The sequence below is a fragment of the Nocardia sp. NPDC050697 genome, from assembly GCF_040654395.1.
Taxonomy (GTDB): domain Bacteria; phylum Actinomycetota; class Actinomycetes; order Mycobacteriales; family Mycobacteriaceae; genus Nocardia.
In genome coordinates this window covers 371,066-392,896 of the sequence record NZ_JBFAHY010000001.1, presented here as the reverse complement: position 1 = coordinate 392,896, position 21,831 = coordinate 371,066, and the positions used below count along the sequence as shown (strand labels likewise).

Genomic DNA, 21,831 nt, shown 5'->3' with positions numbered 1-21,831 from the left:
GCCCGACCGCGTCGGACTGTCATCAGCGGTTCGTAGCGATCACAGCGTCAGCACGGCTCAGCGCACGGCGGCGACGCGGGAGACCGTCAAGCCGGCGCCCAGCGCCGTCACCGCGGCAACGAGGAACAGCACCGTGTAGTTGCCACCACCACCGATCCGGAGCAGCAACGGCGCGACCAGCGGCGCGATCGCGCCGGGAATCACGGCCGCGAGGTTGTAGATACCCATGAATTTTCCGGCCTGCGCACCTTCGCCCGGCATCACGTCGCTGACGAGCGCCAAATCCACCGACCCGAACATCCCCGCACCCGCCAGAAGCAGAAGCGCGCCGCTCGCGTAACCCCACAGATCATGCGACAGCGCCATCGCGCTCAAGCCGAGAGCGATGAGCGCCGCAGCAGTATAGATGAATGGCTTCCGCCTGCTGATACGATCGGAAATCACTCCGGAGACAATGGCGGACAGTGTCGTCACCACTACTCCGATACCTCCGACGAGGGCCAACTTCTGACCTGCCGATTCCGGCGTCATTCCGAGACGGTCGAGCAGAAAGTACAGCTGGTAGGTCGAGAAGAAGCTCATCCCCATCTGCATGAGAAATTTTCCCAGGAGCACGAAGGTGTAGTCGCGCTCGCGGCGCAGATCCGACAATATCGATCGGCTCACCTTCCCCGCCCCGTCGGCACGACCTTCCGGCACGGCGGGGTGATCGGGAATCGCGACCAGGAAGGGTATGGCGACTACCGTCAGCACCAGGACCGGGATACCGAACAGCAGCAGGTCACTGTGGGTGAGGAAGCTGCCGAAGAGACCGGATGCCACTCCTGCCAGCTGGGTCGCCACGCCTACGAATGCCCCGAGCACGCCACGTTGCGCGGCCGGCACCCCCTCCGCGATCGTCGGCAGGATCGCGGCTGAGACACTGCCCTGCGCGACGATCGAAATCAACCAGCCCGCGAGGACGCCCGCGATCGACGACGAGACCGCGATGGTCAGGGCGCCGGCGAGGTTGAGGCCGATACCGGCGACGAGAAAAGGCCGCCTGCGCCCCCAGCGAACCGTCGTCCGGTCACTCCACGCTCCCAGCAGTGGCCCGGTCAGTAAACCGACGAGTGCGCCAATTCCGATGACCAGACCCAGATTTCCCTGTTTCGACTCCGGCGCAAGAGTCTGGATCTTGTAAGCGAGGCTGAACAGAGTCGGCATCAACACCGTCAGGTACATACCGAAACTGGCGAGCGTGAATATCGCGATGAAGCGCTTTCCCACCCGTTGCAGATGTTCCGGTGAACGCCCTGGAGTGTCACCGAACTCGGTCGTCCCGGATACCGAGAGCGGGCCGAGCAACTCGTGCTGGATTGGTTCGTCGTTCATAGTGGCAAGATCTCCATGGAGCCTGGGCAGGGTCTTCGGTGGTCAGTGACGCGTGGGCACTCGCAGTCTGTGCTCGGTTGTCGAGCCATCGGAGCCTCGATCGATATCGGAGCGCGCCCGCTCCCAGGAGTTGAGGATTTCCCGCACCGCAACCGTCAATTCGATGGGGCCGGCGAGACGTTCGATCGCGACATCACCCGGGAGGGCGGGCAGGACCGCGAGCCGTTGGGTTCGTCGGTTCCGAACGGCGCGACGTAGGGCGATATCTGCCACGAGCACCATCCCGGCCCGATCGGTGGCGCCCGGCGAACCGTCTGCGGCCGCCTGTCCTTCGAGTCGCTCACCGAACCTCCACACTGGGGAAACCCGACACTATCACGTGCTACCTCACGGGCGATGCCCCTCGGCGGCCAGCTACGCGGACACCTCTCGGACGCAGAGGCGATCCCACCCCGACGTCGGCCCCGCCCGGCCGTAACGCGCACTGCCACCCGCCGGACGTCGAGACGGGCGTCAACGCACAGCGACCGCCCGCCGGGGCGGTCGTTCTCTTCGCCCGCTCACCGAATCTCGCCACATTCGCCGGATCACGCTCTACTATTTCGTGCTAGTCGCTCGATGGCCGAGCCAGACAACGGAAATCCACAGGAGAACTCGTGCTTCCATCCGCCCGTCTCGCCGTCGCTGCTGCCGCATTCGGCGCGCTCGGCGCCGTTCCCATCGTTCCGTCCGCCGTGGCCGGTCCCGACTCCGCAGTGCCGTCGTTCGATCGATATGTGGCGCTGGGTGATTCGTACGCCTCGGGCCCCGGTCTCGCGCCTCCGGCCGACCAGCTGTGCGAAAGATCGCAGCGCAACTACGGTCACCTCGTCGCTGCCGCGCTGAGTGTCAGGGAGTACGTGGACGCCACCTGCGGTGGCGCTGTCACCGCCAACCTCTCGACCTCGCAGAAGCCCGGCGTGCCACCCCAGCAGAGCGTGCTCACCGCAGACACCGACCTGGTAACCATCACCATCGGCGGCAACGACGCCGGTTTCGTCGAGGTCATGTCCACCTGCGGGGTGCTCGGTGTCGCGCCTGTGGTACCCGACCCCTGCCGCGCCCACTACACCCGGACCGGCACCGACGAGCTGGCCCGCCGGCTCGACGAAGTCGTTGCGCCCGGCTTGCGCGCCGCCTTCGCCGAGATCCGTGCCCGCGCCCCCCACGCGACGATTGTTGCCACCACCTACCCACGCCTGGTGCCGGATTCCGGCCAGTGCTGGCCCGCGGTCCCCTTCGCCGCCGGCGACCTCCCCTACCTGGACGCGTTGCACCGCGGACTCAACGACACCATCGCCGCGGAGGCGGCGAAGGCCGGCGTCGCGGTGGCCGACGTGTTCGGTCCCAGCGCGGGGCACGACGCCTGCCAGCCTGCGGACATCCGGTGGACCGAACCACTGATCGGCGCCACCGACGCCGCCGCCCACCCGAACCGCACCGGCATGGAGCAGACGGCGCAGGCGGTGCTGGCGGCTATCGACGGTGCGTGAAAATTCACGTTCCGAGCTCGCATCGGCGCGCGAATGAAGGGGCTGCTCGCGGCGCACGCCGTCCGGCATGAGCGGATCCGTCGGCGCGGGTCCTGCCCACTGCACGGCGGGCGCCAGGACCACGCCGGGTTTCGCGCAGAACTGCTCGTTGCCGAGCGTCAAGGCGGCAAGACCGGCCGCCATCTCGCCGGGTCGCTCGGCCGCAGAGCTTGCCCACCACGGGGGGATCGTGCCGAGCTCACCGCGGAAGGGAACCGGCCGGCGCATCGACGTCTTCGCTCCCCCACACTGTTCCCTCCGGTCGCCGTCGGCCCCCGCACCGGGATATACCGGATGGGCTGACCGCCGAAGCCGCCGGTGCGGTCTGGGTCGCCATCTTCGACGGCGCCGCGGTGCACCGCTACTCCACCGACGGTGAACTCGACCGGGTCATCGCCCTGCCCGCCGCGTCCGACCACCGCCTGCACTTTCGGGGGCGCGGCGCTCACCGACCTCTGCATAAACACCGCGCGGCGGCCTGCCCTGTTCGCGCCAGCCGACACCGGCGCTCGAATGCTCGCATCACACCGACGCTCCCCGTCGGCCAGGACGCAGTTCCGGCATCGGCGTCGCGCCAGAGCCAGGCGACGATTCGCTCCGACGCCCTGCACAGCGCGGACCCGTTCACACCATGGCACCCGGTCCCCACATCGCGAATCAGCGGCCGATGCTGGAGACATGACCGGTAATCGAAACTCCTGCGCCGGTGGGACGGGGTGGTAGCGGTCGCGACGCCGGGTGTCGAGGACGATGCGTGCCGACGGGGGGCAATTTCGGGAACCGGAATCGTGGTGGTGCTGGCCGCGTGCGGAATCCTGATGGCAGCAGACCACGGTGCTTCCCCTGCTGCCCGCCCTTCCCACGTTGCTCGAGAAATCGGCGGCCAACGCCTCCTGACTGGTGACCGCGACCGTGGTCAGCGGTGCCGTGGTCACGCCCCTGATCGGGCGCTTGGCCGTATGTACACGGCAAGAAGCGCCTGATCCTGATCACCCTCGTCATCGTGGTGGCCGCGTCGGCTCTCGTCGCCCTCAGCGACTCCCTGGTCCTGCTCGTCATCTCGCGAGCCGTGCAGGGATGCGGGCTGTCGCTGATCCCAGTCGCGATGGCGACCATGCGCGATGTGCTGCCCGCTCCCCGGATCCCGGCCGGGGTGGCGATGATGAGTGCCTCGCTGGCGACGGCGCCGCGGCCGGTTTCCCGCTGTCCGGGGTAATCGTCACCTACTCGAACTGGCATTGGGTCTTCAGAGTAATGGTGATCAGCGGCGTGCTGCTGGCGGCCGTGGTCGCGCGGGTGGTTCCCGCCTCCGCGCCAGCACACCGGGGCCGCTCACGGTTCGATCGCCTCGGTGCGGTGCTGCTCGCTACCGCCCTCATCACGCTGTTGCTGCCGCTGTCCAAAGGGGGGCAATGGGGCTGGACCAGCGCCGCTACCCTGATGTGTGCCGGCACCGGCGTGGTTGTGCTCGGGCTGTGGGTGCCGCTGCAGCTGCGCGGGCATGCTCCGTTGGTCAATGTGCGCGTGACCGCGTGACCGCGTGACCGCGCGGCCGCCGGTGCTGCTGGTCAACGCTTGCGCGCTGCTGGTCGGGTTCGCCCTGTTCAGCAACATCTTGATCACCACCCAGATGCTGCAACTGCCTGCTGGGACCGGGTTCGGAACGGGGATGAGCGCGCTGCAGGCCGGATGGGCACTGATGCCGATCGCGCTCGTCGGCATCGTCGTCGCGCCGCTGGCAGGGCGCGCCATCGCGCGGTTCGGCGCCGCCCGGGTTCTCCTCGTCGCGGCCACCGAACCGGCGGCGACATTCGCCGTGCGAGTACCGCTGAGTCACGAACTCTGGCAGCTGCTCACCGGTGAGGTCCTGGTGGGCGTCGGGGTCTCGCTCACCATCGCCGCGATCCCGACACTTCTCATGACGATGGCACCGATCACGGAGTCGGCATCGGCGACCACCATCGGCGCCCTGCTGCAATCGGTCGGCACCTCTACGGCCGGTGCGACCATGGCGGCCACCGCGACGACCTGGGCGATAACCCTCGACGGGTACCCCCAACCATCGCTCACCACCATGTTCTGGATTTCGGCGGGCGCCACCTTCTCCGCAGCCGTCCTCGCGCTGGTGCTCGTCGCCCGCGATCCCACTCACCGGCCACCCGCACGCCGGCCGATATTCGGTGCCGATAGGTTCGGACCTCGGATCACAGGAGCGCGGCCGGGCCGCTGAACGACATCGGGGACAAGCACATGATTTCGGCTTCGGCGCTGTCGCTCGACCGTGTGCCCAGCGGGCCTGTCATCTCGCACCGCTGCCGGGTCGATGAGTCGTGGATCGACTTCAACGATCACATGAACGCCATGTACTACGGCATCGTCGTCTATCGCGGGCAGGAGAAGCTCAGCGAGCTGATCGGCATGGGCGCCGATTACACCGAGCGGACCGGGCTGGGCAAGGTCATCGTTCAGTCGACGCTGGGGTTCGAGCGCGAGTTGCTGCGCGGCGACGAGCTCGAGATCCGATCCTGGTTGCTCGGTGTGGACAGCAAACGCTTCCATGTGCTGCACGAGGTGTTCAGTCTCGGCAGCGGGTACCGGGCGGCGGTGAGCGAGCAACTGGACCTGCACTTCGATCTCGCGGGGCGGCGTAGCTGCCCCATGCCGGCCACCCAGCTCGACTACCTCACCCGGTTCTCGACCATCCAGACCGTCGGAGGCGTGCCGAAGGGGATCGGCCGCACCATTCGTCCGCCACGCCCGAGCTGAGTGGCTTGTACCGACGAAAATGGGGATGCGCCGCTGTACCCGGTCCGATTTCCGGATCTGGGGCTCCCTGTGTGCGCATCGTCTTCGGCACGGATACAGCGGGGGCTGATGTACGGATAGTCACAGCAATGTTGCCTATAGGGCGGCGGGGTCCGTTGGCGCGCTAACGCCAACGACTACCAACGACTCGAGGTCAGGTAGCGACTTTGAGTAACTCTCCCCCGCGACAGCAATCCAACAGCGCCACACCTGGAGGCCGCGCACGTAGGTGCTGCCGACCCAGGTCTGCCGCGCGACGGTTCGAGAGAAGGAACCTCGCTCGAACTCCATCCAGAGAGTTCGATGCCCGCGTGGGTCGGTGCTTGTGTAGCCGAATGGTGTTGCAGGCGGTATTGTTTCGCTCTATGAACACGCCATCTCGGTGTGTCTGCTGCGGTCCACGGACATTTCGTGGTGCGAGTACGGCACCGGGATCGCCAGCGGGTGGTAGTCGACCTTGCGCGGCACGAAATTGCAGATCACGAAGTTGCGGCCCTCGAACACCTGGTGCACCGGCGGTGGCTGGTGAATTCGCCCGGTGATCGGCTCGAAGTCCTCGATATTGAACGTGTACGGGTAGAGGCAGCCGTCCCAGCCGACCACGTCGAACGGGTGCGCAGGCAGCAGGTATCGGGTGCCGGTGCTGCCGCCGGTGCCGCGGTGCTTCACCAGGAGCGGCACGTCGGTGTCCGCGCGCAGCAGCGGGCCGGTCGGGGCGTGCAGGTCGCGCTCGCAGTAGGGCGCGTGCTCGAGGAATTGCCCGAAGCGGGACAGGTAGCGCCTCGGCGGCGCGATGTGCCCGGTCGCCTCGATGACATAGGCGCGGACCGTCTCGTCCGGTACCCAGCGGTGAATGGTGGCGCGGGGAATCAGGACGTAGTCACCGGCGCGGAAGGCGAGTGCGCCGAAGACCGTCTCGACGACGCCGGAGCCCTCCTCGATGTACACGCACTCGTCACCGATCGCGTTCCGGTACAGCGCCGACGGCGCCCCGGCCACCGCGTACGAAATGCGGACATCGGCATTGCCGAGGATCAGCCGGCGTCCCGTGACGATATCCGCGGCGGGGTCACCCGGCAGGTCGTGCAGGCGCAGGTGCCGGGGCAGCAGCGGGGCATTGGGGGTCAGGCTCAGATCGCCCGGCTCCCATATCTCGGCGGCGGCAATGGCCGACGGGATTCCGCGGTGATACAGCAGGGAGGAATCGCCGGAGAAGCCCTCCTCGCCGACGAGTTCCTCGGAGTACAGCTCGCCGGAATCCCGCCGGAACTGGGTATGACGCTTCGGCGGAATCTCTCCGACAGCGCGGTAGTAGGCCATGGGATCCCTCGCCTCCGACGGTGACTGTAATGTGCGTCACTATTGTGCGCGGTCCGATCCCGGTGGGCGGCTCGCAGCGCGCGGTTACGGTCTTTCCGTGGTGCGGGTATGAGCGGGTCGAGTCGAGTTCATCGCGATGTGGCGAGGAGCGCGCCGTTCCAGCTGGCGGCGCGGGCGGGGCTGGTGGCCTACGGCGTGGTCCACCTCCTGGTGGCCTGGGTCTGCGTGCAGCTCGCGCTCGGCGACCTCGACGGCGACGGGGTCGGGAAGGCGGACAAGACCGGCGCGCTGCAGAGCCTCGCGGAGAACGGTGCGGGCGCGTTCATCCTCTGGCTCATCGCCATCGGGCTCGGAATCGCCGTGCTGTGGCAGCTGCTCGAGGCAGGCACCGGCGCGCGGCGCAGCCGCAGGGACAAGCTGCTGCGCGCCATGAACGTCGGCGAGGCGGTGCTCTTCGCCTACCTCGCCTACAGCGCGGCCAAGCTCGCGAAGGGGTCACCGGCCTCCTCGACCGACCAGGCGCAGCTCGCGCTCGTCGACGGCCTGCTCCGGAAGGAATGGGGCGGGGCGGTGGTGATCGTCATCGGGCTCGCCATCGTCGTCGCGGGGCTCTTCATCGCCCATCACGGCTGGTCCAAGCGGTTCCGCGAGGAGCAGGAGTTCCGCGGCGTGAGCCGGGCGACGGAACGGGTCGTGCTCCGGCTCGGACAGGCCGGGTACGCGGCGCTCGGCGCGGTGTACGCGGGCGGCGGGGTGCTCGTCATCGTGGCCGCCGTGCGGAGCCAGCCGCACAAGGCGACGGGGCTGGACGTGGCGCTCAAGACGCTGGCGGCGCAGCCGTACGGCACCGTGCTGCTGCTCGTCGTCGCGGCCGGGCTGGCCGCGTTCGCGCTCTTCGCCTTCCTCGATGCCCGGTTCCGCAAGGTGCACTGACCGCGCGATCTCACCCCTTTCGGGTGATACCCGGCCCCCCGTACGCCGATAACGTCGGCCCGGACACCGCCGACCGCGCGGTGCCGGAGGGAGCCCGGAGATGTCGGTGTGGGAAGTCCTGTGGCTGATCGTGGTGAGCTTCGCCTTCGTGGCGTACCTGCTGCTGCTGTTCTACATCGTCGGTGACCTGTTCCGGAACCGCGAGAGCTCCGGCTGGGTGAAGGCGGTGTGGGTGGTGTTCCTGATCCTGCTGCCCCTGCTGACCTCCCTGCTGTATCTGATCGTGCACGGGCGCGGCATGGCCGAGCGCTCGGCCGAGGCGGCGCACCGCGCGCACGACGCCCAGACCGCCTACATCCGCGAGACCGCGGGCACGAACTCGGCCGCCCAAATCGCCGATGCCAAGCGGCTGCTCGACGAGGGCACCATCACCGCCGAGGAATTCCAGCAGCTGAAGAGCAGGGCCCTGGCCTGAGGTCCGGAACGGCGAGGGGCAGGCATGACCGAGCAACTGGACTTCGAGAACACCACCGACTTCGACGACGCCACCCGCGGCTACCTGGGCGCGCTGGACCCCGCGGTGATCACCACCGCCGACGGCCGCCCGGTCTGGGACGGCACCGCCTACGACTTCCTCACCGGCGCCTGCCCGGAGACGGCGCACCCGAGCCTGTGGCGGCAGGGGCAGCTGTGCAACCTGCAGGGGCTGTTCGAGGTGTGCGCGGGCATCTACCAGGTCCGCAACCTCGATCTGTCGAACATGACCCTGGTCGAGGGTGAGCGCGGGGTGATCGTGATCGACCCGCTCATCTCCGCCGAGACCGCCGCCGCCGCGCTCGCGCTCTACCGCCGCCACCGCGGCGACCGCCCGGTGACCGGGCTGATCTACACGCACTCGCACGTCGACCACTTCGGCGGCGCCCGCGGCGTGCTGCCCGGCGACGACGCGCAGGTGCCGGTGCTCGCCCCGGCCGGATTCCTGGAGCACGCCGTCAGCGAGAACGTCTACGCGGGCAATGCCATGACCCGCCGCGCGGTCTTCATGTACGGCACCGGGCTGGAGCGCGGCCCGGCCGGGCAGCTCGGCTGCGGGCTCGGCATGACCACCTCCACCGGCACCGTCACGCTCATCCCGCCCACCGTCGACATCACCGCCACCGGGCAGACCGAGACCGTGGACGGCGTCGAGATCGTCTTCCAGCTGACGCCGGGCACCGAGGCACCCGCGGAGATGAACTTCCTGTTCCCGCAGCACCGCGCGCTGTGCATGGCCGAGAACGCCACCCACAATATGCACAACGTGCTCACCCTGCGCGGCGCGCTGGTGCGCGACAGCCGGATCTGGGCCCGCTACCTGGACGACGCCGTCGCGCTCTTCGGCGAGCGGGCCGACGTGGCCTTCGCCTCGCACCACTGGCCCGCCTGGGGCGCGGAGAACTGGACCGGCTGGCTCACCGGCCAGCGCGATATGTACGCCTACCTGCACGATCAGACCCTGCGGCTGCTGAACCGCGGCCTGACCGGCCCGGAGATCGCCGAGGAGCTGCGCCTGCCGCCCGCCCTGGACCGGCTGTGGGCCAACCGCGGCTACTACGGCTCGCTCTCGCACAATGTGAAGGCCGTCTACCAGCGCTACATGGGCTGGTTCGACGGCAACCCCGCGCACCTGTGGGAGCACCCCCCGGTCGAGACCGCCCGCCGCTACGCCGCCGACTACGGCGGGGTCGACGCGCTGGTGGCCAAGGGCCGCGAGTACGCCGAGCGCGGCGACCTGCGCTTCGCCGCGACCCTGCTCAACCACGCGGTCTTCGCCGAGCCCGGCCACGACGGCGCCCGGTCGGCGCTGGCCGCGGTCTACGACCGGCTCGGCCACGGCGCCGAGAACGGCACCTGGCGCAACTTCTTCCTGGTCGGCGCGGGCGAGCTGCGGCACGGGGAGACCGAGGTCGACATCGACACCGCCGACCCGCAGATGATGCTCGCCCTGCCGATCGACATGATCATCGACGCCCTGGCGGTCCGGATCGACGGAATGCGCGCCGCCGACACCGATTTCACCATGGACTGGCACCTGACCGACCTCGGCGGCACCGTCCGGCTGACGCTCTCCCGCGGGGCGCTGACCCGGCGCACCGGCACCTCCGAGGCACCGCTGCGCGGCAAGGCCGACGTCACCCTGACGCTGACCAAGCCCGCGTTGCTCGCCGCGCTGGGGGGCGGTGGGCTCGACGGAGTCGAGGTCGACGGGGATCCGCGGTTGCTCGCCACCCTCGCCGGGCTGCTCGACACCCCCGACCCCCGGTTCCCCATCGTGACGCCCTGAGATCGAGAGTTCCCGCGCGTGTCGGATACAACAGCTGGCAGGGGGATGCCATGTCGGTAACGGACGACTTCGACCTTTCGCCGTCGAGACGAAACGCGGCGCTGGCCACGCTCGCGGGCACCGATCCCCGCTTTCCGGTGCCCGCGGTAGCGGAACTCCTGCGCGACCCCGTCAATGCGCGATTGCTCGACTACGTCTACGAGGAAGCGTTCACCCACGTCTTCCCCGGTGACGACGCCGACTACCCGCCCGAGCGATTCCTCGCCGATTTCGGCGAAGAGCTCGCCCGCGGCGAGCCGCTGCACCTGTGGACGATCATCCCGCTGTGCCGGTACCGCTGTCATTTCTGCCAGTTCCCGATCATGGTGCTGCCGGCCGGCGGTGACCGCGGCCGGGCCAAGGGCAGCGAGTGGGTCGACGCGAACATCGCCGAGGCGAAGCTCTGGCTCGCCATGGTCCCCGAGCTGGCGCGCGTACCCATCGGCCAGTTCTGTCTGTTCGGCGGCACACCGACCGCGGTGGCGATGCCCGACATCGCTCGCCTGGTGGAGTTCTACACCAGCAACTTCACCTTCACCGATGCCAGCCTGCTGCAGGCCGAGGGCAGCCCGGACTCGCTCACGCGCACCGTGATCCGGCAATTGTCCGGCTTGGGTTTCAGCGAACTGACCTACGGGATGCAGACCTTCGACGACCGGCTGCTCGAGGTCGCGCACCGCCGCCACAGCGGCGCCGATGCCCGCCGGGTCGTCGCCGAGGCCAAGGAGCTCGGGTTCGAGCGCGTCGACGGCGACCTGCTCTACGGAATCCCCGGCCAGACCGTGCGCGGCTTCCTGGACGACGTGCGGACCATGGTTGAGCTGGACTTCGACACCGTGGTCGCGATCAAACTGCATCTGCGCTCGTTCCACGACGTGGACACCGCGGTCGGCCACGAAACACCCGCCGTCTGGGAGAACCCCGCCGTGCGCCGCGAGATCGCCGAGCGGGGTTTCCGCTGGCCGTCGCTCGGCGAGCAGTTCCAGATGCGCGAACAGTTCGACGCCGCGCTCACCGCCGCCGGATACCTCGAATACCCGGCCACCTATTTCCCGAAGCGCTCGGTGGGCCCCGAGCACTGGCGCTCGCTCAACCTCGACCAGGACAAACAATTCCCGCAGCTGGGTATCGGCCTCGGCGCCTACGCGTGGAGCAACCTCTCCGAGGCCAATACGCACAACTCCCCGCGCGACTACCTCGCGGCGCTCGACGCCGGCCGGTTACCGCTGCAGTCCGCGACCCGGATCAGCGCACCCGAACGGGAGGTGCGCGCGGTGCGAATGGCGCTGTCGACCTGCCAGCCGCTCCGCGACGAGCTGCACCGGGCGCGCTTCGGCGGCAGCTCCCTGTTCGGTCCGCGCTGGCGCCCGATCTTCACCGACCTCACCGAACGCGGGCTCACCGTCCAGGACCCCGCCGCGGGCACCATCACCCTGACCGGCCCCGGCCGCACCCTGGTCGAGGCGATCATGGCGACCGAGATCGGGTGAGCCCGATGCGGATCGCGCTGGTGTGCGGGGACGGACTGCCGGTGTCGGGGCTGCTCACGATCTTCCGCAATGTCCGGGAGCTCGGCCGGTCGATGGGCATCGTCGAGAACTCCGTCGCCGCCGACCTCGGCTACTCGTGGCGCCCGGACAAGAAGCGGTTCTTCCCCGCGGGCAACGGCGCCGGGATGACCGCTCCGTGGATGGAGATCGCCGTCAATGCGGCGGTGACGCATCTGGACCCGGATCGGCTCGCCGCCGAGATCGATGAACTCCGGCGGCTCACCGTCCGCTTCGACGACCTCGATTCCGAGCAGTGCGACGACCTCACGGCCCGGACCGCGCAGCTGCGGGCGCTCTACACCGAGCATTTCGAGAAGTGGCTCGCCCGCCATCAGCCCGACTGGGTGTTCGCGGTGAATACCACCCTCCCCGACGCGGTCTTCGTGACCCGGGCACTGCACGAAGCCGCCGCGGCCTTCTACCGGGACCGCCCCGGCGGGCTCCTCGTGTGGGATCACGACCTGTTCGGCTCGTGCGCGGTCTGGGACGCCGAGGCCGGCCAGCGGCACTACCCGGCCGCGCCGAACGCCGCCACCCCGCTTCCCGCCGCCGCACCCCACCTGCGGTGGGTGGTCGTCTCCGAGACGCTGGCCCGCGAAGCGCGGCGCTACCCCACCACCGCCCGGCCGCGAGTCGTGCCGAACATCCTGCCTGCCATCGGCGACAGCCTCGAGACCCGGCACCGGCAGGCCGCGGCGCAGCTCGGACTGGATCCGGGCAGGCCGGTGCTGCTCAACCCGGTGCGGGTGTTCCGGGTCAAAGGCGTCGACCTCGCGATCCGCCTGCACCACGCCGTCATCGAGCACCGGCGGCTCGCCGGTGCCGCGCTGCCCTACCTGCTCGTGTTCGGCGCCCTCGACGAGGACCCCGGCTACGCCACGGAGGTCATCGAACTGGTCGAGCGGCTGGGCACGGGCGAGCACGTGCGATTCCTCAACGGCGTGCCCCTCGGGACCTCGCGGGACGAGCACGGCCGCTGGTATCTGGACGAAGCGGACCTGCTCACGCTCGCCCGGGTGAGCCGAGGGGGTGTCGTATTCACCCCCTCGGTCCCCGATGTCGAGACCGTCGGGCTGGGTCCGGCGCTGGCGGCGCGCGCGGCGGTCCCCTGCGTGGTGACCGGCTACGACGTCTTCCCCGATACCTACGGCCCCGGCTTCACCTGCACCCGGTTCGCCACCACCGGCGAAGGGCTGGATGCCGCCGCAGCTGCTTTCGCCGACGATCTCACCGATTTCGGACGCGACGCGCCCGCGCTCCTCGAGCGGCTGCGGATCAACGGTGACGTCGTGGATCGGCGCTTCCCCGACCAGCCGTGGCGATCGGTGCTCACCGAGTTGCAGGAGCGGCTGCGGTACAGGTAGCGGACCAGGGGCACGTTGCCGGACGTCCGTCGATTGAACCCTCTTGCCAAGGTCCTGACCTCGATGCCCGGCATCGTAGTCAGGACCGGCACCCGCATCCCCGCCCGATCCGGCAACCACAAACTCGAACGCGCGTTGTTCCTGTCCACGTTCGCCGCGCTACACGACCTGAGGTTCCCCCGCTTTGTTGGAGGGCGTGATGTTCCCCCGGTTCCTCGGAGTTGGTTTGCTTGACTCTTGGTCACGGACTCATCGAAGGAGAGTTGTTCGTGCCGAGGCGTTACCCCGAAGAGTTCCGTCGCAAAGTCCTGGACCTGGTCGCCGCAGGGCGACCGGTCGCCCAAGTAGCCGTGGACCTGGGCTTCAGCGATCAGACGATCTACACCTGGCGCAAGCAGGAACCGATCGACACCGGCCAGTTACCGGGCGCGACCAGCGTCGAGCAGTCCGAGCTGACCGCGGCCAGACGCCGCATCCGCGAGCTCGAGCACGAGGTCGCAATCCTGAAAAGGTCTCGTGAGCTGCTCAAAGAGCAGGGCAACAGCCCAAAAGGCGGTACGCGGCCATAGCCACCATCGCCAGCGAGGGGTTGCCGGTGCAGGTCGCGTGCCGGCTGCTGGATGTCTCGGTGTCCGGCTTCTACCACTGGAGATCCCGCCCGCCGTCGCAGCGATCGATCCGCCACGCCTGGCTGACCGAGCAGATCCGGGCCGTGCACACCGCCTCCCGCGGCACCTACGGCGCACCACGCGTGCACGCCGAGCTCACCCTCGGTCTCGGGATCGGTGTCGGCTACAACCAGGTCGAGCTGCTGATGGCCGAGCCGGGATCAAGGGCCTGCCCGGGGTCAAGCGCGCCCGCCCACGGCAGCAGACACCGAGTGCTGGTGACCTGGTCAACCGGGCATTCACTCGCACGGCGCCGGACCAGTTGTGGGTCACCGACATCACCGAGCACTACACCCGGGAAGGCAAGCTCTACTGCGCGGTCGTGCTCGATACCTACTCCCGGCGGGTGGTCGGTTGGTCGATCGACTCGACCCAGACCGCGGCGCTGGTCACCAATGCCCTGGGCATGGCGATATCGAACCGCTCACCTCGGCCGGGAGCCACGATCATCCATTCCGACCACGGCGTTCAATTCACGTCGTGGGCGTTCACCGAGCGGGCACGCAGGTCCGGGCTGGTGCCCTCGATGGGGTCGATCGGCGACTGCTACGACAACGCCGTAATCGAATCCTTCTGGGGCAGAACGCAAACCGAGCTGTTGAACCGGCGACGATGGCGGACCCGGATCGAGCTGGCGAACGCGATCTTCGACTACCTCGAGATCTTCCACAACCGGCGCCGCCGCCACTCCGCTCTCGGCATGCGGACCCCGATCGAATACGAGATGATCCCACCATCCATCCAACCCGTGGCCTGAAGTCCAGCATCACGACTCCACAGAACCGGGGGAACATCACCTGCGTGAGGTGACGGAAGAGACCGGGCTATCCGATGTCTCCGTGGTGAAACGAATTGCTGTGGACCACTGACCACACCCGCAGACCCAGCATCCACGCCGAACTACCTACTTCCACCTCGAAGCCGGGGCAGACACACCTGACGCCTGGACACACCGGGTCACCGGCGCAGGCGACGACCACGGCATGAAGTTCGCATGCCGCTTCGTGGCGCTCCCGCTGGAAAAGCCGTTGGCCGACAAGCAGGACGCCTGGCTGGATCAAATCTCGAGCTGAGCCGTAGTCCACCGATCACAACACGGGAACTGGGCACGCCAGCAGCCCTGACTTCTGTGTTGCAAAACCATAGGGACACCCCCGCCGCCCCCGCCAACACCGTCCGCTTGGTCTACCTCCAGCCCGACGCGACGCAGGAGTTCTTCGTCGACTACGACCAGGTCGCTCGCGATGCTGCGGCTGGAGGCCGGGCGCAACCCGCAAGACCAGGCGCTGATCGAGCTGGTCGGTGAGCTCTCCACGCGCAGCGAGCTGTTCCGGCAGCGGTGGGCGTCGCGGGATGTTCGGTTCCACCGCACCGGGCGCAAACGGTTGCATCATCCCGGTGGGGGGCTGCTCGATCTCGACTTCGAGGCCCTCGAGCTGCCTGCGGAGCCCGATCTGCAGCTCAATGTCTACACCGCTGCCGTGGGCACTTCCACCGCCGATGCGCTCGCGCTGCTAGCAGTTTGGGCCGCCGATCGCAGCCCGCTGCCTACTGAGCACCGAGCACCGGGTCAAGTGCGATGAACTCCGGAACTCCGGAACTCGTAAACGCCCAGCGTGGGGAGCAACGGGACGCTGATCGGAGGGGCATCGGGAGTCACCGGATCGGACTTACCCGGTCGTCCGGATCGATCGACGAGATCGCGCGCTCCATATCGGTCAGCGTGCCCTCGTCGAGCACCTCCCCCTCCAGGTTCACCAGTTCATAGCCCCACCTCTTCATAGCCCCACCTCGGCGACCTCCGGGGCCGGACATCCAAGCCGCGTGCCGACGCCCGAGCCTTCGCTGCTTCCCACCGGGCTTCGTCCACGTGCTTACTCATCGCCCCTCCCGCTTCCCGGAAGCTGCCCGGGTTCTCGCTCTCGTTCTTAATCGTTGGTGCGCCCGATTCGATTGGTCCGGACCTTCGCATGTGGGCCTCCTGGTGGCGGTTTCGAATGGTCGGAGACATCCGGTTGGCGGTATGGCTCGCCGGTTCGTCTGCGACGTTTCCGGGTTCGATCGTGGTCTGCCAGCGCTGTCGGCAGTCCCGTGTGGTGGTGGCGTGCCGTAGGTATTCAGTGAGCATCTCGCAGGTCGATGCCTGAAACTGTGGTGGTGGATATTCGCGGGCAGGGGTGGACCGGATTCGAAGCAGCCGCGCTGCAAGAAGCCATGCGCAGATCGATCCGGGATTTCGCCGCGCTGCTCGGCGTCGAGACGACCACGGTGAACAATTGGCGTTCGGGCCTGAGCAGGGTGATACCCAGGTCTTTGACGCAGTCGATCCTCGATAGCGTCTATCTGCGGCACGCGACCCCGGAGGACAGGGCGCGATTCGATCAGATCGTTGTGGAAGGGGAAGCCGCATGGCGCTCACGGCATGCGAGGTCAGCGCGCACGCTTGCGGCTTCGGCGGCAGCGATATCCGCCGTCGAGCCGCTGATACGAGCAAGACCGGCACCGGACAGGTCATTGGAGAGCTTCGCCGCCATCACCTATCTGTTGGTGAGCAGACGTCAGAGCATCGCACCCGACGCGCTGATCGGCCCGATCGAAGCTCATCGGGATGCCGTAGCCGCCCTGTTCCACGCCGCGACGGACGCTCGAGCCAAGCAGCGGGCCGGTGCGCTGCTGTGCGAGACTTCCGTTGTAGCGAGCCGTGTTTGGAGCGCGATCGGCGATCGGTCGATGGCGCTCACACATTGCGCCTTCGCCCGCAAACTCGCCGATCGGCTCCAGAACCGTGCCATGGGTGCGGTCGCGCGGATTTTTGAGAGCAACCTGCGTTCCGATGCCGCCACGCTGATCGGCTCCGACGGCGATGTCGTGATCGGACTCCGGATCCTGAAGGAGGCAGCCGCCGACGCCGATCTGCTGCCACCCGCCGCCCAGGCGCGGATTGCGGCCGAGCAAGCGCAGGCGTATGCGGTGCTCGACCTGCGGGTCGAATGCGAGGACGCGCTATACCGTGCACAACGGGCCGCTGAGGACATCGGCGGTACCGATCGTGCCGGGCTGTTCAGCGATTGGAACGCGACCCGCATCCAGGTCTACGTGGGCACGTGCCAATTACTCCTCGGGCAGCCGAAGCGCGCGATCCAAGCACTCACCGAAGCGTTGAACGCCACCGCCGGAGACAGTCCGAATGTCGACCTCGCGGCTCGGGTCGACCTCGCAGGTGCCTACGCACTGTCCGGCGAATTGGAAGAGGGTTGCAGGATTCTCGGTGACACCTACGCTGCGCTGACCGCCATGGGCAACCACCGCGGAATCGACCGGGCCCAACATGCCATCCAACGATTGTCTCCCTGGCAGGATGAACGGCCTGTGCTCGAGATGCGAGCACGGGTCGCCGGTATCACCGGTTCTTGACCGACTCCATCGCCGTCCGTATCGCCCGGAGAACTGCTTCGGGCTCCAGCCGGTCGACGATAGCATCGGGTGCGTGCTGGGCCAGGTCTTCGACCGGCAACCTGTGCGCTACAGCAACCGCACCGAAACCAGCGTGACGAGCGGTGGCGATGTCGTTCGGGGCATCGCCGATAATGACAGTTCGTGCCGGGTCGAGCGGATGACCGAACCGCTCTCGAAACCGGTCGACGACGAAGGCGGGGAGGTCGAATCGCTCCCGCGCATCCGAACCGAAGGCGCCCAGGTCCAGATCCAGATCAGCGCCGAGACCGGCGACCTTCAGCTTGAATTCGGCAGAGGTCCGCAGATTTCCGGTGAGGGCGGTCTGGACGAACCCGTTCTCCGACAGCGCCGTGATGGTATCGGCGGCGCCGGGGTACGCAGCCTGGTCGCGGGCGAGTTCGGCCTCACCCTCGGCCATGACGTCCATGAGCACGTCGGCGTAGCGGGCGAATCCTTTCTCTGCGTTCGCCTCGGCGACTCCGGAGGCAATGGCGGTGTCGATCACGATGGACTCGTCGGTGTAGCCGTGGACACGCGACGAAGGGAACACGATCGCGGACTCTGTCAGGTGATAGGTGCGGGCGACGGCTCGCCGGAGCCACCGCAGATCCGCAGGGATCAGAGTGCCGTCGACATCCCAGACAATGAGGCCCGCGTGTTTGTCACCCATATCCACAGATTCTGGCAGACGGTGTCGAGACACGGCGCGGCCTCAGCGGGGGAACCCCGCGACGGTGAATCCGAGCAACCGCTCGAATCCGTCGGCATGGACATGATCCGGGTCGGCGAGGGCAGGCTGGTCGAGCACTGGATGGTCGCCGAGCCCTTCGGCGAGTAACGCGCGAAGACCCGGACGGCACACGCCCGGGTCCTCGAATCAGTCAGCGACGGTTCAGATCTCGACGATCTGCTCCTTCGGCGTCCGCGACGGATGCCCCTCCACCAGGAACTCCTCCGGCACCAGGTTCTCGATATACGCCTTGATCAGCAGCGACGTGGTGGGCGTGTACCACCGCGCCTGCGCGACGGCACCGAGCATGATCCACAGCCCGTCCTGCGGCGTCGGCTTCCAGACATTGTTGATCTCGCCGTCGGTGCCGAACCCCCAGACCTTGCCGACCTTCTCCCGCACCCCGGCGCCGAACCACTCCTCGATCGCGGTCTCGATCGGCTCGTACCCGGTCGCCAGCACCACGGCGTCCAGCGCGACCTCGTCGCCGTTCCGCAGCCGGAGCCCGGTGGCGGTGAAGGTCTCGATGTCGTCGGTCTGGATGACGCCGATATCGCCGTCGATGATGCGCTGCGAGGCGCCGACGTCGAGGTAGTAGCCGCCGCCGGTGAGGAAGTAGCTGTAGAAGAAGCCGGTGTCCTCGGGGCCGGAGCCGATCTTCATGCCGGCCGCGCGGAGCTTGTCGTGCAGCTCCTTGTCGATCTCGTCGCCGAGCGCGGTCTGGGTGATGAAGTTCTGCTTGAGCTGCGGGTACACCATGCCGGACATGAAGCGGATGTCGATCAGCTCGACGGGGATGTCGCGCGGGTTGTACGGCGCGTACGAGAGGTTCGCGGTCTCGATGTCGAGCACGATCGCGGGCGAGCGCTGCAGGATCTTCGAGGTGCCGCCGTGCTTGTGGATGTCGAGCGCGATGTCGTGGCCGCTGGTGCCGGTGCCGACGACCAGGACGTTCTTGCCGGTGTAGTGCCTGCCGTCGACGAACTTGCTGGAGTGCACGACCTCGCCGGCGAAGTCCGCGAGCCCGGCGATGTCGGGGATGCGCGGCTTCTGGCTGCCGCCGGTGGTGAGCACGACGTGCCGGGGGCGCAGCTCGCGGACCGAGCCGTCGGCCTGGGCGATGCGGACGGTCCAGCGGCCGGACGCCTCGTCGTAGCTGCCGCCCTGGAACTCCGAGGAGGTCCAGAAGTTGATGTCGAGCGCCTCGACGTAGGCCTCGAACCAGTTGGCGAACTTGTCCTTCGGGATGTACTCGGGGTAGCTGTCCGGGAACTTCAGGAAGGGGAAGTAGAGCATGCCGTGCGGCTGGTGCAGCAGCAGCGACTCGTAGCGCTTGCGCCAGGTGTCGCCGATGCGCTCGTGCTTGTCGACCACCACGTTCGGCACGCCGAGGCGGTTCAGGTGCGCGGCCATCATGACGCCGAACTGGCCGCCGCCGACGAGCAGCACGTCGGGGTCGGAGTCGGTGAAGCTGGATTCCCGGTCGCGGTGCTCGGACCAGCGGACATCGGGGTGGGTGTCGTCGAAGCGGTCGCGGCGCGGCCAGTGCGGCGCGTGGTCGCGCAGCCCCTCGATGCGGGTGAGCAGGTTGACGGCGCGCCAGCCGGTCGCGGCGGTGCTGTCCTCGACGAGGTAGGCGAGGCCGTCGGCGGTGCCGGCGTCGACATCGAAGGCGAGGAACACCTCGAGCACCCGCGGGCCGCCCTCCTCCTGCGCGATGGCGGGCACCGTCGGCTTGCTCTCGTCGACGCGGAAGCCACGCGGATTGGTGCCGTCGGCGCTGCCGAGGATCAGGTCGATGAGCGCGGCGCGGCCGGCGGCCTGGCGGAAGTTCCAAGTGAGCGCGCCCAGATCGCGATAGAAGCTCTCCTCGAGGAACAGCGCCTCGAAGGCGGCTCGGTCGCGGGACGCGAAGGCCTCGTCGAGGGCTGCCAGCCATAGCCGGGCCCCATCGAGCGCCGGGTCGGTTGTGGCATCGAGAGTACTGGTCATGAAGTGCCCCTGAAGTGCGCGCTGAACCGCCGCCAACCGTGCGGTGTCCTGACGGTAACAACGCTTCCCTCTAGCGTCAATGCCATTCTCCTCCGCGAAGGGGCACATTTCGCGGAGGCCTCCGCTACCCGGTGGCGAGCGGGATCTCCCCCTCCGCGATCTGCTGCGCGGTGGCATACGCCAGGTGCAGGAAGTCCGCGCCGGCCAGGGCGGCGACGGCGTCGGTGACCAGGCGGGTGGCGCGCGGGGCGAACACGTGGCCGATGGTGAAGCCGGTGATCACCCAGACGTCCAGGCAGAACGGGCAGCTGAGCAGCTCGCCGATGCTGTGCCGGAGCCCGGAGCTCGCCCTCGGGGCCTCGCTCACCTCGCCCGGGCCGCCGTCTTCGCCGGTGGGGCGGGTGAACGGGGCCCGGACGGGTGCGGTGACCGCGCCCTTGGTGACCAGCCGGGACACCTTGTGCGCGGCGAGCGCGGTGCCGAGCAGCTCCCTGCTGCTCATGCCGCGGGGCAGCGCCCGCCCGGTCGCGCTGCCGAGCAGGGTGGTGGCGAGCACCACGATGCCGTAGGCGATCATGGTCGCGAGGTAGCCGCCGAGCGGGCGCTTCTCCTCGTTCACGGGCGGGTCTGCCTGCGGCATGGTTCGTTCTCCTCGGTGTGATCAGTCGAGCCCGGCGGCGTTCCCGGCGAGCGCCGCGAGCCGGGTCTGGGCGGCGGAGACGACTCCGTGCCGGTTCCGGTGCGCCTCCTCGTAGGCGACGACGGCGCGGATGTCGCCGGGCTCGTCCAGCTCGCGGATGGCGCGGATGGTCTCGGTGGCGCCCAGCCGGTCGTAGTTCGGGATGGGCAGCTCGCCCTGGTCGAGCAGGCCGGTGGCGGTGCGCACCCGGTGCACGGCCTCGGCGGCGCCGTCCTCGCCCTCGTCGGTGGTGACCAGCTCGACGGTGCGCAGCGCGGAATCACCGGCGGCGGTGGCCGCCTTCGTCGCGACGGTGGTGGCGTGCGCGCCGCGGGAGAGCAGCTGGCCGACGGCGGGGCGGGTGCCGCGGACGGTGTCGAGCGCGCGGTCGATGCGCCGCGCGGACCAGGTGACCGGGAGGTTCACCAGCTTCACCGCGGTGCCGGTCGCCGCCTGCAGCGGGGTGCGGCGCAGCGCGGCGGGGCCGCCGAGCGCCTCCTCGGCGAGCACGGTGGTGAGCCAGTCGACGGTGGCGGTGTGCGCGGCGATCAGCCGGTCGGCGAGCGCCTCGGCGGTGGGGTGCTCGGCGGTGGCGGCGAGCGCCTTGATGTAGCGGGCGCGGTCGAGCAGCTGGTGCTCCAGGGCGAGGTCGCCGAGCAGCGCCTCGTCCAGCGGCTGGGCCTGCTCGCCGAGCGCCTTGACGGCGGCGGTGGCGCGGCCGAGCAGCGGGCCGATCAGCTGCGGCACTCCCCCGAGCTGGCGGACGACGGCCTCGATCGCGTCGGCGCGGGCGCGGGCGTTCTCGGCGTTCTCGGTGAGTTCGCGCCGGACGGCGTCGGTCCTGGCCTGGGCGGTCCTGGTCTCGGCGATCTGGATCTCGGTGTGCGTGAGGTCGCGGACGGCGCGCAGCTGGGTCAGCAGGGCCGTGGTATCGGGTGTGCTCATGGAGTTCGTCCTTCGACGTGTCGTGAGCGGGCAGGACGGCGCACCGCGGTGTGCGCCTGCACCCCCCGACTACCCGGCTCGC

19 protein-coding genes and 4 pseudogenes are annotated in these 21,831 nt (G+C 68.6%); 16 read left to right on the top strand and 7 right to left on the bottom strand.

Annotation, left to right across the window (positions count from 1 at the left end; all coding sequences use genetic code 11):
- Window positions 1-57: 57 nt before the first annotated feature.
- Complete coding sequence (locus AB0H71_RS02045; protein ID WP_357013909.1) at window positions 58-1,374, bottom strand: MFS transporter; 1,317 nt, start codon at window positions 1,372-1,374, stop codon at window positions 58-60.
- 656 nt (window positions 1,375-2,030) lie between these two features.
- Here AB0H71_RS02045 and AB0H71_RS02040 point away from each other — a divergent pair.
- From AB0H71_RS02040 to AB0H71_RS02015, 6 genes are all read left to right on the top strand, one after another.
- Window positions 2,031-2,906, top strand: a complete 876-nt coding sequence (locus AB0H71_RS02040; protein ID WP_357013907.1) for an SGNH/GDSL hydrolase family protein — start codon at window positions 2,031-2,033, stop codon at window positions 2,904-2,906.
- A 209-nt stretch (window positions 2,907-3,115) separates the two neighbouring features.
- Window positions 3,116-3,634, top strand: coding sequence for an SMP-30/gluconolactonase/LRE family protein (locus tag AB0H71_RS02035; RefSeq protein WP_357013904.1), 519 nt, complete (start codon window positions 3,116-3,118; stop codon window positions 3,632-3,634).
- Window positions 3,635-3,948: 314 nt separating this feature from the next.
- On the top strand, window positions 3,949-4,161 hold the full coding sequence (locus tag AB0H71_RS02030) for a hypothetical protein (protein ID WP_357013902.1): 213 nt from the start codon (window positions 3,949-3,951) through the stop codon (window positions 4,159-4,161).
- A 38-nt stretch (window positions 4,162-4,199) separates the two neighbouring features.
- Window positions 4,200-4,481 carry a hypothetical protein gene (locus AB0H71_RS02025; protein WP_357013899.1) on the top strand — a complete coding sequence of 94 codons (282 nt, stop codon included), beginning with the start codon at window positions 4,200-4,202 and terminating at the stop codon, window positions 4,479-4,481.
- Window positions 4,482-4,485: 4 nt separating this feature from the next.
- Window positions 4,486-5,175, top strand: a complete 690-nt coding sequence (locus AB0H71_RS02020; protein WP_357013897.1) for an MFS transporter — start codon at window positions 4,486-4,488, stop codon at window positions 5,173-5,175.
- A gap of 20 nt (window positions 5,176-5,195) precedes the next feature.
- A complete protein-coding gene (locus AB0H71_RS02015; protein ID WP_357013894.1) occupies window positions 5,196-5,711 on the top strand; it encodes a thioesterase family protein in 516 nt (171 codons plus the stop codon).
- Window positions 5,712-6,170: 459 nt separating this feature from the next.
- Here AB0H71_RS02015 and AB0H71_RS02010 read toward each other — a convergent pair.
- Window positions 6,171-7,070, bottom strand: a pseudogene (locus tag AB0H71_RS02010) (homogentisate 1,2-dioxygenase); the annotation flags it as partial.
- A gap of 108 nt (window positions 7,071-7,178) precedes the next feature.
- On the opposite strand from AB0H71_RS02010, the gene AB0H71_RS02005 reads away from it, so the two are divergent.
- From AB0H71_RS02005 to AB0H71_RS01970, 8 genes and pseudogenes are all read left to right on the top strand, one after another.
- Window positions 7,179-8,003 (top strand): DUF1206 domain-containing protein, encoded by an 825-nt coding sequence (locus AB0H71_RS02005; RefSeq protein ID WP_357013891.1) that lies wholly within the window; start codon window positions 7,179-7,181, stop codon window positions 8,001-8,003.
- 100 nt (window positions 8,004-8,103) lie between these two features.
- Window positions 8,104-8,478 carry an SHOCT domain-containing protein gene (locus AB0H71_RS02000; protein ID WP_357013888.1) on the top strand — a complete coding sequence of 125 codons (375 nt, stop codon included), beginning with the start codon at window positions 8,104-8,106 and terminating at the stop codon, window positions 8,476-8,478.
- Between the two features lie 24 nt (window positions 8,479-8,502).
- On the top strand, window positions 8,503-10,326 hold the full coding sequence (locus tag AB0H71_RS01995; protein WP_357013885.1) for an alkyl sulfatase dimerization domain-containing protein: 1,824 nt from the start codon (window positions 8,503-8,505) through the stop codon (window positions 10,324-10,326).
- Window positions 10,327-10,376: 50 nt separating this feature from the next.
- Window positions 10,377-11,855, top strand: coding sequence for a radical SAM protein (locus AB0H71_RS01990; RefSeq protein ID WP_357013882.1), 1,479 nt, complete (start codon window positions 10,377-10,379; stop codon window positions 11,853-11,855).
- Entirely contained in the window at window positions 11,852-13,279 is a 1,428-nt protein-coding gene (locus AB0H71_RS01985) for a hypothetical protein (protein ID WP_357013879.1), read from the top strand. Before AB0H71_RS01990 ends, AB0H71_RS01985 begins: the two co-directional genes overlap by 4 nt.
- A gap of 36 nt (window positions 13,280-13,315) precedes the next feature.
- A pseudogene (locus tag AB0H71_RS01980) lies at window positions 13,316-13,447 on the top strand (IS110 family transposase); the annotation flags it as partial.
- A gap of 101 nt (window positions 13,448-13,548) precedes the next feature.
- Window positions 13,549-14,704, top strand: a pseudogene (locus AB0H71_RS01975) (IS3 family transposase).
- Between the two features lie 405 nt (window positions 14,705-15,109).
- Window positions 15,110-15,530: pseudogene (locus AB0H71_RS01970) on the top strand (transcriptional regulator); the annotation flags it as partial.
- A gap of 73 nt (window positions 15,531-15,603) precedes the next feature.
- Here the strand turns inward: AB0H71_RS01970 and AB0H71_RS01965 are convergent.
- Window positions 15,604-15,729 carry a hypothetical protein gene (locus AB0H71_RS01965; protein ID WP_357013877.1) on the bottom strand — a complete coding sequence of 42 codons (126 nt, stop codon included), beginning with the start codon at window positions 15,727-15,729 and terminating at the stop codon, window positions 15,604-15,606.
- 357 nt (window positions 15,730-16,086) lie between these two features.
- Here AB0H71_RS01965 and AB0H71_RS01960 point away from each other — a divergent pair, with 357 nt between their 5' ends.
- Complete coding sequence (locus tag AB0H71_RS01960) at window positions 16,087-17,361, top strand: hypothetical protein (RefSeq protein ID WP_357013876.1); 1,275 nt, start codon at window positions 16,087-16,089, stop codon at window positions 17,359-17,361.
- On the opposite strand, the gene AB0H71_RS01955 is transcribed toward AB0H71_RS01960, so the two are convergent.
- Window positions 17,348-18,073, bottom strand: a complete 726-nt coding sequence (locus AB0H71_RS01955; protein ID WP_357013873.1) for an HAD family hydrolase — start codon at window positions 18,071-18,073, stop codon at window positions 17,348-17,350. The genes AB0H71_RS01960 and AB0H71_RS01955 overlap by 14 nt on opposite strands.
- 21 nt (window positions 18,074-18,094) lie before the next feature.
- Between AB0H71_RS01955 and AB0H71_RS01950 the strand changes: the two genes are divergently transcribed.
- Window positions 18,095-18,241, top strand: a complete 147-nt coding sequence (locus AB0H71_RS01950; RefSeq protein WP_357013870.1) for a hypothetical protein — start codon at window positions 18,095-18,097, stop codon at window positions 18,239-18,241.
- Window positions 18,242-18,295: 54 nt separating this feature from the next.
- Here the strand turns inward: AB0H71_RS01950 and AB0H71_RS01945 are convergent, their stop codons facing one another.
- From AB0H71_RS01945 to AB0H71_RS01935, 3 genes are all read right to left on the bottom strand, one after another.
- On the bottom strand, window positions 18,296-20,125 hold the full coding sequence (locus tag AB0H71_RS01945; RefSeq protein ID WP_357013868.1) for an NAD(P)/FAD-dependent oxidoreductase: 1,830 nt from the start codon (window positions 20,123-20,125) through the stop codon (window positions 18,296-18,298).
- Window positions 20,126-20,249: 124 nt separating this feature from the next.
- Window positions 20,250-20,765, bottom strand: a complete 516-nt coding sequence (locus AB0H71_RS01940; protein WP_357013865.1) for a DUF1360 domain-containing protein — start codon at window positions 20,763-20,765, stop codon at window positions 20,250-20,252.
- A gap of 21 nt (window positions 20,766-20,786) precedes the next feature.
- On the bottom strand, window positions 20,787-21,749 hold the full coding sequence (locus tag AB0H71_RS01935) for a ferritin-like domain-containing protein (RefSeq protein WP_357013862.1): 963 nt from the start codon (window positions 21,747-21,749) through the stop codon (window positions 20,787-20,789).
- Window positions 21,750-21,831: the final 82 nt, after the last annotated feature.